The organism is Archangium sp. Cb G35 (assembly GCF_001896145.1).
Taxonomy (GTDB): Bacteria; Myxococcota; Myxococcia; order Myxococcales; family Myxococcaceae; genus Archangium; species Archangium violaceum.
The window spans coordinates 553,839-569,923 of sequence record NZ_MPOI01000008.1 but is presented as its reverse complement, the minus strand read 5'-3'; the positions used below and the strand labels follow the sequence as shown (position 1 = coordinate 569,923).

At 70.0% G+C, this 16,085-nt stretch carries 11 protein-coding genes; 7 read left to right on the top strand and 4 right to left on the bottom strand.

Features of this window, described 5'->3' with window-relative positions:
* Nucleotides 1-38: 38 nt before the first annotated feature.
* A complete protein-coding gene (locus tag BO221_RS26290; RefSeq protein ID WP_073563229.1) occupies nucleotides 39-1,826 on the bottom strand; it encodes a thiamine pyrophosphate-requiring protein in 1,788 nt (595 codons plus the stop codon).
* A gap of 226 nt (nucleotides 1,827-2,052) precedes the next feature.
* On the opposite strand from BO221_RS26290, the gene BO221_RS26285 reads away from it, so the two are divergent.
* Genes BO221_RS26285 through BO221_RS26275 form a run of 3 tightly spaced genes read left to right on the top strand, consistent with a single transcriptional unit; the run spans nucleotide 2,053 to nucleotide 5,153 of the window.
* On the top strand, nucleotides 2,053-2,367 hold the full coding sequence (locus BO221_RS26285; protein WP_073563228.1) for a PadR family transcriptional regulator: 315 nt from the start codon (nucleotides 2,053-2,055) through the stop codon (nucleotides 2,365-2,367).
* 41 nt (nucleotides 2,368-2,408) lie between these two features.
* Complete coding sequence (locus BO221_RS26280) at nucleotides 2,409-4,055, top strand: PAS domain-containing sensor histidine kinase (RefSeq protein ID WP_073563227.1); 1,647 nt, start codon at nucleotides 2,409-2,411, stop codon at nucleotides 4,053-4,055.
* A gap of 6 nt (nucleotides 4,056-4,061) precedes the next feature.
* Nucleotides 4,062-5,153 (top strand): DUF2891 domain-containing protein, encoded by a 1,092-nt coding sequence (locus BO221_RS26275; protein WP_073563226.1) that lies wholly within the window; start codon nucleotides 4,062-4,064, stop codon nucleotides 5,151-5,153.
* A gap of 7 nt (nucleotides 5,154-5,160) precedes the next feature.
* Here BO221_RS26275 and BO221_RS26270 read toward each other — a convergent pair whose 3' ends face one another.
* The gene (locus BO221_RS26270; RefSeq protein ID WP_073563225.1) at nucleotides 5,161-6,495 is read right to left on the bottom strand and encodes a Xaa-Pro peptidase family protein; all 1,335 of its coding nucleotides are present in this window, start codon (nucleotides 6,493-6,495) and stop codon (nucleotides 5,161-5,163) included.
* Between the two features lie 142 nt (nucleotides 6,496-6,637).
* On the opposite strand from BO221_RS26270, the gene mltG reads away from it, so the two are divergent.
* Entirely contained in the window at nucleotides 6,638-7,654 is a 1,017-nt protein-coding gene (gene mltG / locus BO221_RS26265; protein ID WP_073563224.1) for an endolytic transglycosylase MltG, read from the top strand.
* A gap of 7 nt (nucleotides 7,655-7,661) precedes the next feature.
* Here mltG and dusA read toward each other — a convergent pair whose 3' ends face one another.
* Nucleotides 7,662-8,705: a tRNA dihydrouridine(20/20a) synthase DusA gene (dusA, locus tag BO221_RS26260; RefSeq protein ID WP_073563223.1), complete on the bottom strand. Its 1,044-nt coding sequence runs from the start codon at nucleotides 8,703-8,705 to the stop codon at nucleotides 7,662-7,664.
* 295 nt (nucleotides 8,706-9,000) lie between these two features.
* Here dusA and BO221_RS54020 point away from each other — a divergent pair, with 295 nt between their 5' ends.
* Nucleotides 9,001-10,146, top strand: a complete 1,146-nt coding sequence (locus BO221_RS54020) for a TonB family protein (protein ID WP_143195682.1) — start codon at nucleotides 9,001-9,003, stop codon at nucleotides 10,144-10,146.
* Nucleotides 10,147-10,266: 120 nt separating this feature from the next.
* Nucleotides 10,267-12,720: an RND family transporter gene (locus BO221_RS26250; RefSeq protein WP_233166265.1), complete on the top strand. Its 2,454-nt coding sequence runs from the start codon at nucleotides 10,267-10,269 to the stop codon at nucleotides 12,718-12,720.
* A 1-nt stretch (nucleotide 12,721) separates the two neighbouring features.
* On the opposite strand, the gene BO221_RS26245 is transcribed toward BO221_RS26250, so the two are convergent.
* Complete coding sequence (locus tag BO221_RS26245) at nucleotides 12,722-13,096, bottom strand: glyoxalase/bleomycin resistance/extradiol dioxygenase family protein (protein WP_233166264.1); 375 nt, start codon at nucleotides 13,094-13,096, stop codon at nucleotides 12,722-12,724.
* A 190-nt stretch (nucleotides 13,097-13,286) separates the two neighbouring features.
* Between BO221_RS26245 and BO221_RS26240 the strand changes: the two genes are divergently transcribed.
* Complete coding sequence (locus BO221_RS26240) at nucleotides 13,287-16,085, top strand: hypothetical protein (RefSeq protein ID WP_073563220.1); 2,799 nt, start codon at nucleotides 13,287-13,289, stop codon at nucleotides 16,083-16,085.

The window sequence follows — 16,085 nt, the reverse complement described above, 5'->3', positions numbered from 1 at the left end:
GCCGTAGGGCCCTGCCCGTCTTCGGAACCCTCCCGGGCTCAGTCCTTCTTGTGGGGCTTGAGCTGCTCGACCAGGCCCTTGATGGACTGCTTGAGGATGCCGCCCGTGTTCACGTCCCCCTTCAGCATGGACTGGGCGAAGTGCTTCGCCTGCTCGAGGGTGATGTGCGGCGGCAGCGGCGGCACGTCCGGATCCGTGTACGCCTCGAGCACCACCGGCCGGTCCGAGCTCAGCGCCTGGTCCCACGCGCGGGCGATCTGCTCCGGCTTGTCCACGCGGATGCCGCGCAGGCCGATGGACTCGGCGTACCGGGCATAGGGGAAGTCGGGCAGATCCTGCGTGGCCGGCAGCTTCGGGTCACCCGCCAGCACGCGCTGCTCCCACGTCACCTGGTTGAGATCGCGGTTGTTGAGCACCAGCACGATGAAGCGCGGGTCCTTCCACTCCTTCCAGTATTTGGCCACGGTGATGAGCTCGGCGTTGCCGTTCATCTGCATGGCGCCGTCGCCCACCAGGGCGATGACGGGCCGGTCCGGGTAGGCGAACTTGGCGCCAATGGCATACGGCACGCCGCAGCCCATGGTGGCCAGGTTGCCCGACAGGGACGCCATCATCCCCTGGCGAATCTTCAGGTCGCGCGCGAACCAGTTGGCCGCCGAGCCCGAGTCCGACGAGAGGATGACACCCTCCGGCAGCCTCGGCGACAGCTCCCAGAAGACGCGCTGGGGGTTGATGGGGTTGGCGTCCTTCATCGCCATTCCCTCCGACGCCTTCCACCACTGGCGGATGCTCTTCTCGAGGCCGTCGCGCCAGTTCCGGTCCTCCTTGCGCTTGAGCAGCGGAATGAGCGCGCGCAGCGTCTCCTTGGAATCGCCCGTGAGGGGCACCTCCATGGGGTAGCGGATGGCGAGCATCCGGCCGTCGAGATCGATCTGCACCCCACGCGCCTGGCCCTCGGGTGGGAGGAACTCCGAGTAGGGGAAGCTGGTGCCCACCATGAGCAGGGTGTCGCACTCCATCATCATGTCCCAGCTGGGCCGGGTGCCCAGCAGGCCGATGGCGCCAGTGACGAAGGGCAGCGAGTCCGGCAGCACCGCCTTGCCCAGCAGCGCCTTGGCCACGCCGGCGCCCAGCAGGTCCGCCACCTCGATGAGCTCATCCGCCGCGCGCAGGGCGCCCGCGCCCACCAGCATCGCCACCTTCTTGCCGGCGTTGAGCACCTCGGCGGCGCGCTTGAGGTCCTTCTCCTGGGGAATCACGCGCGGCTCGCTGTAGCCCACGCTGGAGTGGATGGAACCGTGCACGCGAGGAGGCGGCTGGTAGGGCTCCTCCTGGATGTCGTTGGGGATGATGACGCACGTGACGGTGCGCTCGGCGCGGGCGATGCGCAGGGCCCGGTCCACCGCATGGCGCACCGCCGAGGGGTGCGTCACCATGGTGATGTACTCGGACGCCACGTCCTTGAAGAGCACCGGCAGGTCCACCTCCTGCTGGTAGTGGCCACCCAGTCCCATGCTCTTCTGCTGGCCCACGATGGCCACCACGGGCTGGTGATCCAGCTTCGCGTCATAGAGGCCGTTGAGCAGGTGGATGGCCCCTGGGCCCGAGGTGGCCAGACACACGCCGGGCTCGCCTGTGAACTTGGCATGGGCGCACGCCATGAAGGCGGCCATCTCCTCGTGGCGCGTCTGGATGAACTGGAGCTCGGAGTTGCGGCCCAGCGCTCCGAGGATGCCGTTGATGCCATCCCCCGGGTACCCGTAGATGCGGCGGACGCCCCACTGTGAGAGGCGATAGAGCAGGTAGTCGCTGACGGTGGCGCTCATCTGGGTTCCCCATCCTCCATGCGGTGAAGCCGCACCGGGCAAGTTGGGGTCCTGCCGGCATCGTTCGGAACCCATTCGAGGAGAGACCTCCCGGAAGGCCCTCCTCCGCTCCGTCCGAGGACGGCCGGGCGAGCGTCCAGCCCGGGACCGGTTCAAATGGTCACTGGCGGGCATACCCGTGACGTGGGGTTGTAATCCGCGAAGTCCGAGGTAGTCTCCGCGCCCCATGGACACTCTCCTCTCGACCCGGACCGCGATCCTGACCGTGCTGGTGCAGGACAGGAGTTTCGGACTGGAGATCATCGAGAAGGTTCGTGCGCGGACCGAGGGGAAGATCGTCCTGGACGAGGGCTCGGTGTACCCCGCCCTCAAGGCGCTGGAGCGCGAAGGTCTGGTGCGCAGCTTCGAGGGAGAGCCCCTCGCGGAGCGGGGTGGCCGGCCCAGGCGCTATTACGAGCTGACAGGCGAGGGGCGGCGCGCCGCGCTCGAGCAGAAGCCGGCGGTGTCCGGAGGACTGCTCAGGCCCGTGGGAGCCTTCTGAGTCGCCACCGCGTGCTCGTTTATGCGGTATGAAATGGTGGCATGACGGCGGAGCGGAACACGGAGCACGCCCTGCGCACCTCGGAGGCCCGGCTCGCGGGCATCATCTCCCTGGCCGCGGATGCCATCATCTCCGTGAACGGCCAGGGACGCATCACCCTCTTCAACTCCGGGGCGGAGCAGATCTTCGGCTACAGCGCCCAGGAGATCCTCGGCCAGCCGCTGGAGTTGCTCCTCCCCGAGCGCTTCCGGGGCGGCCACCCCGGACACCTCGACGCCTTCGGAAGAGGGCCCGTGGCCTCCCGGAGGATGGCCGAGCGCCAGCCCATCTTCGGCCGGAGGAAGAACGGAGAGGAGTTCCCCGCCGAGGCCGCCATCTCCCGGATGGAGGTGGAGGGCGAGCGGGTGCTGACGGCCATCCTGCGGGACGTCTCGCTGCAGAAGCAGGTGGAGGCGGAGCACCGCTTCCTGGCGCGGGCCGGGGAGACGCTCTCCAGCTCGTTGGACGCCGAGCGCACCCTGGCCGCGGTGGCCCGGCTCACGGTGGAGTCACTGGCGGACTGGTGCATGGTGTACGTCACCGAGGGCGAGCAGGTGCGCCGGCTGGAGGTGGCCCACCACGAGCCCGGACAGCGGGAGCTGGCCACGGCCCTGCGCGAGTTCCGCATCGACATGAGCCAGCCCTTCCTCGCGCGCGAGGTGCTGGTGCGGCGCGAGCCCCTGCTCATGCCCGTTGTGCCTCCCGAGGCGCTGGAGTCCATGGCCCAGGGCGGCGAGCACCTGTCGCTGCTGCGGCGGCTCGAGCCGCGCTCGATCATGGGCGTTCCCCTTCTGAGCGACGAGCGGCTGCTGGGAGCGCTGGTCTTCATCTCGACCCGCCCGGGGCGCGGCTATGGCGCGGCGGACGTGGAGTTCGCCCAGGGGCTGGCACGGCTCGCCAGCCTGGCGATGGAGAATGCCCGGCTCTATCAGGCCGCCCAGCGCGCGACGAAGGTACGCGACGAGGTGCTGGGCATCGTGGCCCATGATCTGCGCAGCCCGCTCAATTCCATCTCCCTGTGGCTCCAGGTGGTCGAACGGCAGATCCAGAAGCTGGGCTCGGCGGACCTCCAGACCCGGAGCCAGGAGCCGGTGAGCTCCATTGCCTCCTCGTGCCGGCGCATGGGCCGGCTCATCCAGGATCTCCTGGACGTGGCGCGGCTGGAGGCGGGCCGGCTGTCGTTGAACGTGAGCCCCCAGACCCCCGCCAGCCTGCTGCGGGAAGCCATCGATTCGGCCGGTCCCGAGGCCACGGGACACCAGCTGAACCTGGACGCTTCCGAGGAGGCGCCTCACGTCCTGGCCGATCGAGACAGGCTGCTCCAGGTCTTCTCCAACCTGCTGGGCAACGCGTTGAAGTTCACGCCAGCGGGAGGGGAGATCCGGGTGGGCGCGCGCGTGGAGGGAGAACAGGTCCGCTTCCATGTGCGCGATACCGGTCCGGGGATTCCTCCCGAGTCGCTCGCGCACATCTTCGATCGATTCTGGCAGGCGAACCGGACGGATCGCCGCGGGGCGGGCCTCGGGCTGTCCATCGCCAGGGGCATCGTCGAGGCACACGGCGGACGGCTCCAGGTGGAGAGCGAGCCGGGCCGTGGCAGCACCTTCTCCTTCACCGTGCCCATCGTGCCTCGAGCGAAGCCGCGCTGAAACGCCATGACCTCCCCTCTCCTGCTGACGATCCTCGTGACCACGCTCACCTCCAACACGCCCCCGTCCCCGGAGTTCGGCGCCGAGGCCGCCACGCGCTTCGCGGAGCTGGCGCTCGCCTGCGTCCACAAGGAGTACCCGAACAAGATCGCTCACGTGATGGCGGGCGACGCGGACGTGCGCCCGCCTCGCGAGCTCACCCCGGCCTTCTACGGGTGCTACGACTGGCACTCGGCCGTCCACGGGCACTGGCTGCTGGTGCGGCTGGCGCGGACCTTCCCGGAGGCGCCCTTCGCCGCGCGCGCCCGGGAGGCGCTGGCGAAAAGCCTGACGCCCGCGAACATCGAGGTGGAGGTGCGCTACCTGAGCGCCCCGGGCCGGGTGTCCTTCGAGCGCCCCTATGGGCTGGCGTGGCTGCTCCAGCTCGCGGCGGAGCTGCGGGAGTGGGACGATCCCCAGGCGCGCGAGTGGTCGGCCACGCTGAAGCCGCTGGAGACGCGCTCGGCCGATCGGATCCGGGAGTGGCTGCCCAAGCTCTCGCGGCCCATCCGCGAGGGCGAGCATGATCAGACGGCCTTCTCCTTCGGGCTCATCCTCGACTGGGCGCGGCGGGCGGAGGATCGCGCGATGGAGCAACTGCTGACGTCGCGGGTGGAGACCTTCTATGGGAAGGACGTCCGGGGCCCGCTCGCGTACGAGCCCTCGGGGCAGGACTTCCTCTCGCCGTGCCTGGGAGAGGCGGACCTGATGCGGCGGCTCCTCCCTCCGGCGCGCTTCGCCACGTGGCTGCGCGGCTTCCTGCCGGAGATTCCCACGGATGGCTCCACGGCCTGGCTCGCCCCGGCGGTGGTGACGGACCCGAGCGATCCGAAGCTGGCGCACCTGGACGGACTGAACCTGAGCCGGGCGTGGATGCTGGAGGGAATCGTGTCCGGACTGCCGCCCACGGACAAACGGCTGCGCGCGCTGCGGGCCACGGCGAAGCTCCACCGTGAGGCGGGGCTCCGGGCGGTGACGGGAGCCCACTACGAGGGCGGACACTGGCTGGGCAGCTTCGCCGTGTACCTCGTCACGGGCAGGGGCCTGCGCAAGCCATGACGCCGGCTCACCTCCCGCTGCCGGGCTTGCCAGGCTCGGCCGGCGAAGGGATGAGGATGAGCGATTCCTGCGGCGGGATGAGGTACTCCGCGCCCTTCTCCGTCACCACGGCCATCTCCTCGACGGAGAGCGTCTTCGTCTCGCCGGGAGTCGGGAGCTTCCAGGCGAAGAAACCATCGAAGCCGAAGACCTGACCGGGACGGAGCGGCCGGAGCGCCCAGCCCTCGGGGGGCTTGCCTTTCTGCGCGCCCGAGAGCGCCGGGCCCACGTCGTGCGCCCAGTAGCCCACGGGATGGCCCGTGCCCCACATCACCGGCTCCGAGCCCGCCTCACGCATCCAGTCCCGCTGGGCCTTGTCCACGTCGTAACCGCGCACCCCGGGCTTCATCGTCGCGAGTGCCACGCGGCTGCCCTTCTTCGACTTCTCCCACTTCTCCAGCGCGTCGGCCGGAGGCTGCGTCTCGCCCGGGGCGAGCACATAGGCGAAGCGCTGGATGTCGGTGCACCACACGCCCTCCACCTTGATGCCGAAATCCATCTGGATGAAGTCACCCGGCTGGATGACCCGATCCGTCGCGTGCGAGTGGCCCCGGTCCGGACCGGAGTTCACATTGGGGTTCTGGTCTGGCTGCCAGCCGTCTTCCACGCCCAGCTCGGCCATGCGCTTCTTGAGGAAGCGCGCCACGTCCGAGTCGCGCGTCTTGCCCGGGATGACGTTGCGGTAGGCCTCCTCCTGGAGCGAGGCCGTCAGCGCCGCGGCGCGCCGCATGATCTCCACCTCCTCGGGAAGCTTCACGGACAGCCACTCGAAGACGAGCTCCTCGGAGGAGACGATGCGGCGGCGCAGCGTGGGAGACAGTGCCGCCTCGAGCCGCTGACGCTGGGTGGCCGACAACCCATCCGCCACCGTGAGTTTGCTCGAGGAGTTCACCGCGATGCGCTGGGGTTTCGCCTCGGCGAGCGCCGTGGCCACCCGGGCGAACACGTCCGTGCCGCGCTCCAGGGAGACCACTTCGTCGAACGGGCCCACGTCCTGGAGGGCCCTGGCCTCACCGGCCGGAGAGAGCGCGAGCGAGCGCACCCCGCCCTTCTGCTTCAGGAAGAGGAAGGCCGCCTGGGCACCCGTGTTCTCACAACCCACGTGCATGGCCAGGGGATCGTTGTCGTTCTCGCGGCAGATGACGACCCAGGCATCCACCTTCGCCAGCTCCATGGCGCTCGGGAGCAGTTGCTGGATGCGGGCCTTGCGGATGCGGGGCCAGGAACTCTGGGAGGGAGAGCCGGCGGCGCTGGCGGGCAGGGCCGTGAGAAGCAGCAGGGCGGAGATCAGGGCACGACGCATTGAGGTGGGGCCTCCAGGGGGGTCGGCCCATGCTGCCATACTCCCGGAAGGTCAGCGGGCGAGCAGAAGGGCGCCCGGAGGACATCCGGCCCCTCAACATCTCCTGGGGGCCGGGCTGGCCGGTGCTAAGGTGCGCGGCCGAATGAAGCGTATCCTTCTCGTCCTGGTTGGGATTTTCGTCCTCGCGGTGGGCGCGGTCGCCGGCACGTTCTTCTGGGCGGAGCGCGAGGTCCAACGCTCCGTGGCCCCGCCGGGCGCCGCCATGGTGGAATTCACCGTGCCCAAGGGCACCACGGGCCGCGGTCTGGGCACCCAGCTCGCCGCCCAGGGGCTGATCCGCGACGTCCGCATCTGGCGCTGGCACCTCTACCGCCGCGGTCAGTTCGCCCCCAAGGCGGGCCGCCACATGGTGAGCCCGTCCATGACCATGGCGGAGCTGTCCACCGCGCTCGAGGGCAGCCCCATCCCCGAGGACGTCCCCTTCGTCGTCATCGAGGGCTGGCGCCTGCGCGACACGGACGAGGCGCTCGCCGCCGCGGGCCTCATCAAGCCCGGCGCCTACATCTCCGCCGCCAGCGAGCCGAGCCGCTACACCGCGGCCTTCCCGCTCCCGCGCGCCACGCTCGAGGGCTACCTCTACCCGGAGACGTACCGGGTGGTGCCCGGCGCCTTCAACGTCCAGGAGCTCATCCAGCGCCAGCTGGACACCTTCGCCGAGCGCTTCTACACGCCGAACCGCGCGGCCCTCGAGAGCAGTGGCCGCAGCCTGCACGAGGTGGTGGTGATGGCCTCGATGCTGGAGCGCGAGGAGCCGGTGCCCGCGCAGCGTCCGCTGGTGGCGGGCATCCTCTGGAAGCGCGTGGACAAGGGCTTCCCGCTGGGCGTGGACGCGACGTCCCGCTACGAGCTGGCCGAGTGGAATGATCGGGTGGCCTTCCTCAAGCGCCTGCGCAACCAGGAGGACCCGTGGAACACGCGGCACCGCAAGGGCCTGCCGCCGGGGCCCATCGGCGCGCCCACGGTGGAGTCGCTCCAGGCCTCGCTCAAGCCCAAGCCGAGCGAGTTCTGGTACTACCTCCACGACGCCGAGCGGCGCCTGCACCCCTCGCGCAACGCCGACGAGCACGAGGCGCTGCGCCGCAAGTACAACGTCTACTGACGGTGGCTCACGCCGAGGCGGCCAGCGGGGCCGGCTCGGCGCCGGGCGGCTCGTCCAGGACGCGATCCGGCACCTGGGCGAGCGCATCCCGGAGCACCTCCATCCCCGCCCCGGGCCGGCAGGCGCGCTCGCTCAGCACGCGCCGCCAGCCACGCGCTCCCGGCTGCCCCGCGAAGAGCCCCAGGATGTGGCGGGTGATTCGCGACAGGTGCCCGTCACGAGCCAGCAATTCCTCCACGTACGGCATCAACGCCTCGACCACCTGACGCCGGGTGGGCGCGGGGCGCTCGTCGCCGAACAGCAGACCATCCGCGAGCGCGAGCATGTACGGGTTCTGGTAGGCCTCGCGGCCGATCATCACGCCATCGGCCCACGCCAGGTGCTCGCGAGCGGCCTCCAGGGACTTCACGCCGCCGTTGAGCACGATGGTCAGGTGGGGGAAGTCCGTCTTGAGCTGGCGGACGGCCTCGTAGCGCAGCGGAGGAATCTCGCGGTTCTCCTTGGGGCTGAGCCCCTGGAGCCAGGCCTTGCGCGCGTGCACGATGAAGGTGTCACAGCCCGCGCCGTGGATGGTCCGCACGAAGTGCGTCAGGAGCTCGTACGAGTCGAGGTCATCGATGCCGAGCCGGTGCTTGACGGTGACGGGCAGGCGGGTGGCGCCGCGCATGGCCTCGACACAGCGGGCCACGAGATCGGGCTTGGCCATGAGGCACGCGCCGAACATGCCGTTCTGCACGCGGTCCGAGGGGCAGCCCACGTTGAGGTTCACCTCGTCATAACCCCACTGCTCGGCGATACGGGCGCACTCGGCGAGCTGCTCCGGATCACTGCCGCCGAGCTGGAGCGCGACGGGGTGCTCCTCCAGGGAGAAGTCGAGGTGCCGCACCTTGTCGCCGTGGAGGATGGCGCCAATGGTGACCATCTCGGTGTACAGCCGCGTGCGCTTGGAGATCAGGCGCAGGAAGTAGCGGTCGTGGCGATCCGTCCAGTCCATCATGGGCGCGACGGAGAGACGGTGGATCGAGCGGTCGGCGGTCATCGGGGCATCCATGCCGGGGTTCGGGCCTCCATGCAAGCCAGTCCATTGAACACACGGTGAAGAACGAGCCCGTCAGACGGTGCACGGCGGGTTTCGCTCCCCCGCTGGCCCCCTCTCCTGGCGGCCCACGCGCCCCGTGCACCACCTGGGGCATGCAACCGGGGCATGCAACCGGGGCATGCAATCGGAGGCCTGGCTCCTCGCATCCCCTCCGGAGATCCCACCGGCATGGCCCATGCCTACCGTTTTTTCGCAGTCCGTTCGTGGGGAAGCCCCACGCGGCGGCGGACCGTGAGGGCCTGGGCACATGAGGCACCCATCCCGTGTCTTGAAGCTCGCCCTGGCCTTCAGCCTCGTGCTGCACCTGGTGCTGCTGTGGTGGTGGCAGCGCATCCCCCTTCCTCCAGCAGGGCAACCCTCCGTCTCCTCGCACTCCCCCCAGGACCCGGTGGAGGTGATCGTCGTCGACATTCCCCCTGCCCGTCCCGCCCCCGATCCGCCGCCCACCCTGAACCCACCGAGCCAGGGTCCGGAGACGCGCCAGCCCCAGGCGGGGAGCAAGGGAGACAGGACCCGCACGGCCCCGCCCTCCGAGGCCCCACCACCGCCGGCACCCGCCCCCCTGGCCAGTGATGTGCCCCGCGCCGAGCCGCGCCCGGAGAAACCCTCGCTCCTGCCGGGCGCCGACACCCTGGCGCTCCAGTCCGATGGCGACTTTCCCGTGCCGCCACCCGAGCCGGGGCCTCCGGGTACCCGTCTTCGTGCCCCCGAGCCCCCCGCCTCCCCCCAGGAGCTCGCCACCGAGACGGCTCGCGACACCATCGCCCGGCGGCGCGCCGAGAGCGGTCTGAGCCACTCGTACTTCGGTGACATGGGCAAGGTGCTCACACGGAGCTTCCAACAGAGCCATGCGGACGTGGAAGACGAACAGACGACGAAGGAGAAGGTGGCCCGGAAGGCGAACGACGTGGGCAGCGTGCTCTCCCGCTCCGGCGAGATGGAGGATCCGATGAAACACCCCCGCCGCGTCGATCCGCTCGCGGCCGGACCGGCCTCCCACCCCATGCTGGAGGAGGCCCAGGAGCGGCTGGCCTATATGCTGCCGACCCGATGGACGCACAGCGAGGGCGCGGCGGTGGTGCGTCTCACCCAGGACCCCGGCGGGAACGTCCTCTCCACGGAGCTCCTCGCGCCCTCGGGCAACGGGGGGCTGGATCAAGCCGCCGTCACCGCCGTGGAGGAGCTCGGCGAGGAGCTGCCCTCCCTTCCGCCGGAGGTCCTCATGGGCCGCGACTCGGTGGTGAGTGAGTGGAAGTTCGAGCTGCTCCGGACCGTGGGAGGCCCGGGGATGGGCGTCTCCGGCACGTTCGATCCCGTCACCGGTGTCGAGGACGCCCTGCCCACCTTCGCCGCCAGGACCAAGGTGAGTGTCACACTGCTGGCGTATTACTGAGAACGCTGCTGCACCGCGTCCCCCTCCAAATCGGTTCAGGGCGCTCGCGACGCTTGGGCTCGCCCCGCATTCGTGAGACACACGCGGGCGAATGCCGGGGGGTTGTGAGGGTCCTTGCACGTGCGTCTCGATTTCAACAGTGGAATGGAGCGCTTCACCCGGCTGTCGTACCGGCGGCCCGGGCTCGTGCTCGCGTGGGTGGTGGCGGCGGCGCTGCTCTCGGGCGTGCTCGCCTCGCGGCTCGTGTTCCGGGGCTCCTTCGTGGAGCTGCTCCCGGCCCACACCCAGGAAGTGCGCGAGCTGGAGGCCGTGTCCCAGAAGGCCGGCGGTGACGGCTACCTGGTGCTGCGGGCCCGCGGTGGGAGCCCGGAGACGCTGCGCCGCTTCGCCCACGCGCTGGCGCCGCGGCTGGAGGCCCTGGAGGAGGTCCGCTACGTCGAGTTCCACTACGACACGCACTTCTTCGAGGAGCGCGCCCTGCTCCTGCTCCCCGCCGAGCAGCTGCGGGCCCTGCGAGGAGATCTCGAGTCCATGCTCCGGGCGGAGCGGCGCGCCGCCATGTCCGTGCTCACGGAGCCCGAGGACGCGGCGCCACCGCCCTCGATCGAACAGCTCGCCCGCCGCTACGCGCCCCGCGCCGCCGCCGTGCGCGAGTACCTGAGCCCCGCGGACGGCAGCGAGCTGTACCTCTTCGTGAAGCCCTCGGGTGTCGCGGCGGATCTCCCCTTCGCCCAGCGCCTGGTGACGCGGGTGCGGGAAACGAGCGCCGAGGTGACGCGGGACTTCCCCGGGGTGCAGACGGACGCCACGGGCGCGCACGTGCTGCGGCTCGAGGAGGACCGGAGGATGCGCGCGGATCTCACGCGTGCCTCGATGCTCTCGTGCGCCATCGCGGCGCTCATCGTCGTCCTGTCCTGCCGGCGGCTCTCCTCGCTCGTGGTGGTGGGAGCGCCCGTGGGCGTGGGGTTGCTCGTCACCTTCGCGATGGCGCAGCAGACCATCGGCTACCTCAACATCATCACCGGCTTCCTCGTGGCCATCCTCATCGGGCTGGGCATCGAGTACGGCCTGCATCTGGCCATGCGCTATGGCGAGGAGCGCCGCCAGCACCCCGCCGCGCAGGCGCTCGTCGAGGCCGTGCTGGGCACGTGGAAGGGCGCGCTGACGTCGGCCTGCACCAACGCCGCGGCCTTCGCCGCGCTCACGCTCGCGCAGTTCCAGGCCTTCGCCCAGTTCGGGTGGATCGCCGCCGCGGGCGTGATGTTCACCGTGCTGGCCACGTACCTGAGCGGCCCCGCGCTCATCGCCCTCACGGAGCGGCTGCGGCCCGGACGCGCGGAGCTGCCCCTGCCGGCCCGGCCCCGCCGCGAGGCCCCGCACCTGTCCCGCGCCGTGCTGGTGAGCATCGTCGTGGGCGTCTGCGCGCTGGCCGCCTGGTCCGCCTCGGTGGTGGGCTCCATCGGCTTCGAGCCCGACATGCGCAAGCTGCGCGGGGAGTTCGCCGCCACCCGCCTGGACGATCACATCATCGCCCAGTTGGGGCGGCGCCACTCGCCCACCATCTTCCTCGCCGAGGACGTCTCGCGCGCCGGCCAGCTCGCCGCCGCCCTGCGTGAGCTCGAGGCCCGCCATGGCGCGGATCGCACCTTCGCGGAGGTGGTGTCGCTCAGCGACTTCCTGCCGCGCACGGGCGAGGACGTGGAGGCGGAGCGTGCCGCGCTGCGCGCGTTCCTCGAGCGCATTCCCGTGAGTGCCTGGGACTCGGAGCGGGTGGGCCCCGGGCTGCGCCGCCTGGAGTCCCTGCTGAATGCCCGCCCCTACGGCGTGGAGGAGCTGCCCGCCGAGGTGCGCCGCCGCTTCACCGCGCTGGATGGCCAGGGCACCTTCGTACTCGCCTTCAAGCGGGAATCCCTCTCCGACACGGACGCGCTGCACCGCTTCGGCGTGCAGATGGACGAGCTGCGCGAGGTGGCGAAGGCCCGGGGCCTGGAGGTGCAGGTGCTCGACCCGAACCTCATCGCCTACCGCATCTTCGAGCTGGTGAGGGTGGATGGCCCCTGGCTGCTGCTGGCCGCCGCGCTCGCGGTGTTCGCGATGATGTCGCTGAGCCTGCGCAGCGTGCGCCGGGCGGCGCTGGTGGCCGGGCCGCTGTACCTCGGGCTCGCGTGTCTGCCGGCGGCCATGCACCTGTACGGGCTCAAGCTCAACTTCATCAACGCGGTGGTGCTGCCCAACCTGCTGGCCATCGCCGTGGATAACGCGGTGCATCTCTACCATCGCTACCGCGAGGAGGGGCCGGGCTCGCTGTCCCACGTGGTGCGCACCACGGGCGTCGCGGCGGTGGTGGCCACGCTGTCCAATGCCGCGGGCTACGGGGCGCTGCTCACGGCGCGTCACCCGGGGCTGCGCTCCATCGGGGAGATCGCCCTGCTGGGGGTGGTGTGCGCCTCGCTGGGCACGACGGTGCTGTTCCCGGCCGTGCTCGCGTTGCTCGAGCGCCGCTCGCCGGGCCTCCCGGAACAGGAAGAGCCCCTGCCCCTTCCCTCGGACGAGGAGCCCCGGCGCTCGGCGTGAGCTATTCGCGGGTGAGCATCACCAGGTTGCCGTCCGGGTCGCTCACGTAGGCCACCCGCTCGCCCCACGGCTGCTCAGTGGGCTCGAGCAGGATGGGCACGCCCCCCGCCCTCATGCGCTCGATGGTGGCATCCACGTCGTCCACGTAGACGCACAACTCGATGCGGTGACCCAGGGCCGGGCGCTGGGCCTGGCCATGCAGGGGCCGGCTGTCCGGGGAGAGCGCTCCCAGTCCGATGTCCGACTCGCCCAGTCTCAGCACGACGAACGCCGGTGGCCCGTCTTCGGGGAAGCGGTACGTCTCGGTGCCGCCGAGCAGCCCCCGGTAGAAGCCGAGGGCGTGCTCCAGGTTCTCGGTGGACAGCATGGGAAACATGCGCCGGGTGCTCATGCGCGCGGAGGCTAGCGCGCGCCCGCCACCGCGCCCATGGCGGACTCCCCCGGGTCATCCCACTCCCGGGTCCCAAGGGACACAGGCGCTGTCAAGTGTGCTCTGGTAACCTGACTTGACGTCGAGCGGGTTCTTGTTGGAAAGGATTCTTTCAGTCCTTCTGTATGGAGTCGTCATGGAAGCCAACCGTCTGACATCACGCTGGAATCGTCTGAGAGCAGCTCTCTTCGCGATGGTGCTCCTGGGGGGAGCGGTTGCGGGTCACGAGGCGTCCGCCTCATCGTTCACTCTCTTCGAGAGTGGGCAGGTGCGGCCGCTCGCGCTGTCTCCCAATGGGGGGTTCCTCTACGCCGTCAACACCCCGGACAACCGCCTGGAGATCTTCAAGGTGACGGCCGGAGCCCTCTCCCATGTCTCCTCGGTGCCCGTGGGGCTCGAGCCCGTCGCGGTGGCGGCGCGCGCCGATGGCGAGGTCTGGGTCGTCAACCACCTGTCCGACAGCGTGAGCATCGTGCGGCACAACACGTACGGGCGCGCCGGCACCGTGGTGCGGACGCTGCTCGTTGGTGACGAGCCGCGCGACATCGTCTTCGCCGGCCCCACGAAGAGCCGCGCCTTCATCACGGCCGCCCACCGTGGGCAGAACGTCCCGTTCGATCCGCAGTTCACCACGCCGGGCGTGGGCCGCGCCGACGTCTGGGTCTTCGACTCCAACAACCTGGGCGCCTCGCTGGGCGGCAACCCGCTGAAGATCATCACCCTCTTCAGTGACACCCCGCGCGCGCTCGCGGTGACGCCGGATGGCTCGCGCGTCTACGCCGCCGCTTTCCACTCCGGAAACCGCTCCACCGTGGTGCATGAGATCCTCGTGCCCAACGGGGGCGAGACGGACGGGGGAGTCCCGGGGCCGAACGTCAACGCCGAGGGCAAGCCGGCGCCCGAGTCCTCCGTGCTCGTCCACTTCAATGGCACGGACTGGGTGGACAGCCTCGGCCGCCCGTGGACGGACAAGGTGAAGTTCTCCCTGCCGGACAAGGACGTGTTCGTCATCGACGCCAACGCCAACCCGCCGGCGCAGCTCGCGGGCACGGCCGGCTTCTACACCGGCGTGGGCACCATCCTCTTCAACATGGCCGTCAACCCGGTGAACGGGAAGGTGTACGTCAGCAACACCGAGGCCCGGAATGATCTGCGCTTCGAGGGCCCCGGCACCTTGGCGGGCGAGACGCTCCGCGGCCACCTGCACGAGAGCCGCATCTCCGTGCTGAGCTCCACGGGTGTCGCTCCGCGGCACCTCAACAAGCACATCAACTACGCCGCCTGCTGTGCGGCCCTCCCCAACGCGGAGAACGACAAGAGCCTCGCGCAGCCGCTCGGCATGGCGGTGAGCTCCAACGGCACCACGCTGTACGTGGCCGCGTTCGGCTCCTCGAAGATCGGCGTCTATTCCACCGCGGCGCTCGAGGCGGACACCTTCGTGCCGAGCACCACGAACCAGATCTCCGTGAGCGGTGGCGGGCCCACGGGCATGGTGCTGGATGAGAGCAGCGGGCGCATGTACGTGCTGACGCGCTTCGACAACGGCATCTCCGTCATCAACACCACCACGCGCCAGGAGATCGCCCACCTGAAGATGCACAACCCCGAGCCGGCCAGCGTGGTGGCGGGACGCCCGTTCCTCTACGACGCGAAGAACAGCTCGAGCCACGGCGACTCGTCCTGCGCGAGCTGCCACATCTTCGGCGACTTCGACAGCCTGGTGTGGAACCTCGGCAACCCGGACGCCCTCTACAAGGTCAACCCGAACCCGATCGTCCCGGTGCCGCCCGAGTTCGGCAACGATCCCACCTTCGGCCAGGATCCCAACTTCCATCCCATCAAGGGGCCGTTCTCCACCCAGAGCCTGCGCGGGATGTCGAACCATGGACCCATGCACTGGCGTGGAGACCGCACGGGCGGCTACACCGCGCCGAACGCCCAGCCGGACAGCGGCGCCTTCAACGAGGCCGAGGCCTTCAAGCAGTTCAACCCGGCGTTCGTGGATCTGCTCGGCAGGAACGCGCAGCTCTCCGCCGCGGAGATGCAGCAGTTCACCGGCTTCATGCTCCAGGTGAGGTACCCGCCCAACCCGGTGCGCAACCTCGACAACTCGCTCACCGCGGCGCAGCAGCGCGGGCGGGACTTCTACTTCAACACCACGAGCTTCTTCCACGGCTCGTGCAACTCCTGCCACACGCTGGATCCCAACGCCAACCCGGGCGAGGGCCCGGTGGGCAAGGGCTTCTTCGGAACGGACGGCCGCCCGAGCTTCGTCGCCACGGCGCTCTTCCCCAAGACGCCGCAGCTGCGGAACATGTACCAGAAGGTCGGCATGTTCGGCGTGGGCTACGACTTCGGCTTCACCCCGGCGGATGGCTTCATGGGTGATCAGATCCGCGGCTTCGGCTTCAACAGCGACGGCTCCATCGACACGCTGTTCCGCTTCAACAGCGGCTTCGACTTCCACCCGATCTTCAACTCGGTGGGCATCCCGGAGGGGCCCGAGGGCTACCAGGCCAAGCTGGACATGGAGCAGTTCCTGCTGGCCTTCGACACCAACCTGGCGCCGATCGTCGGCCAGCAGGTGACCCTCACGCTCGGCAACGCGTCCGTGGTGGCCCCGCGGATCAGCCTGCTGGTGGCGCGCGCGAACGCGGGCGAGTGCGACCTGGTGGCCAAGGGCCGGATCGCCCTGATCGAGGTGGGCTTCTTCTACCAGGGGGGCCACTTCAAGCCCGACCGGCAGCTCAAGCTACAGATGACGGACACGGTCCTTCGCCAGCAGGTGTCCACCGCGGACTCGGCGCTGACCTTCACCTGTACGCCTCCGGGCTCGGGCCTGCGGCTCGGTATCGATCGCGATCTGGACGGCTTCCTCGACGGAGACGAGCGGGCGGCGGGAAGCAACCCGGCGGATCCTCTCAGTACCCCCTGA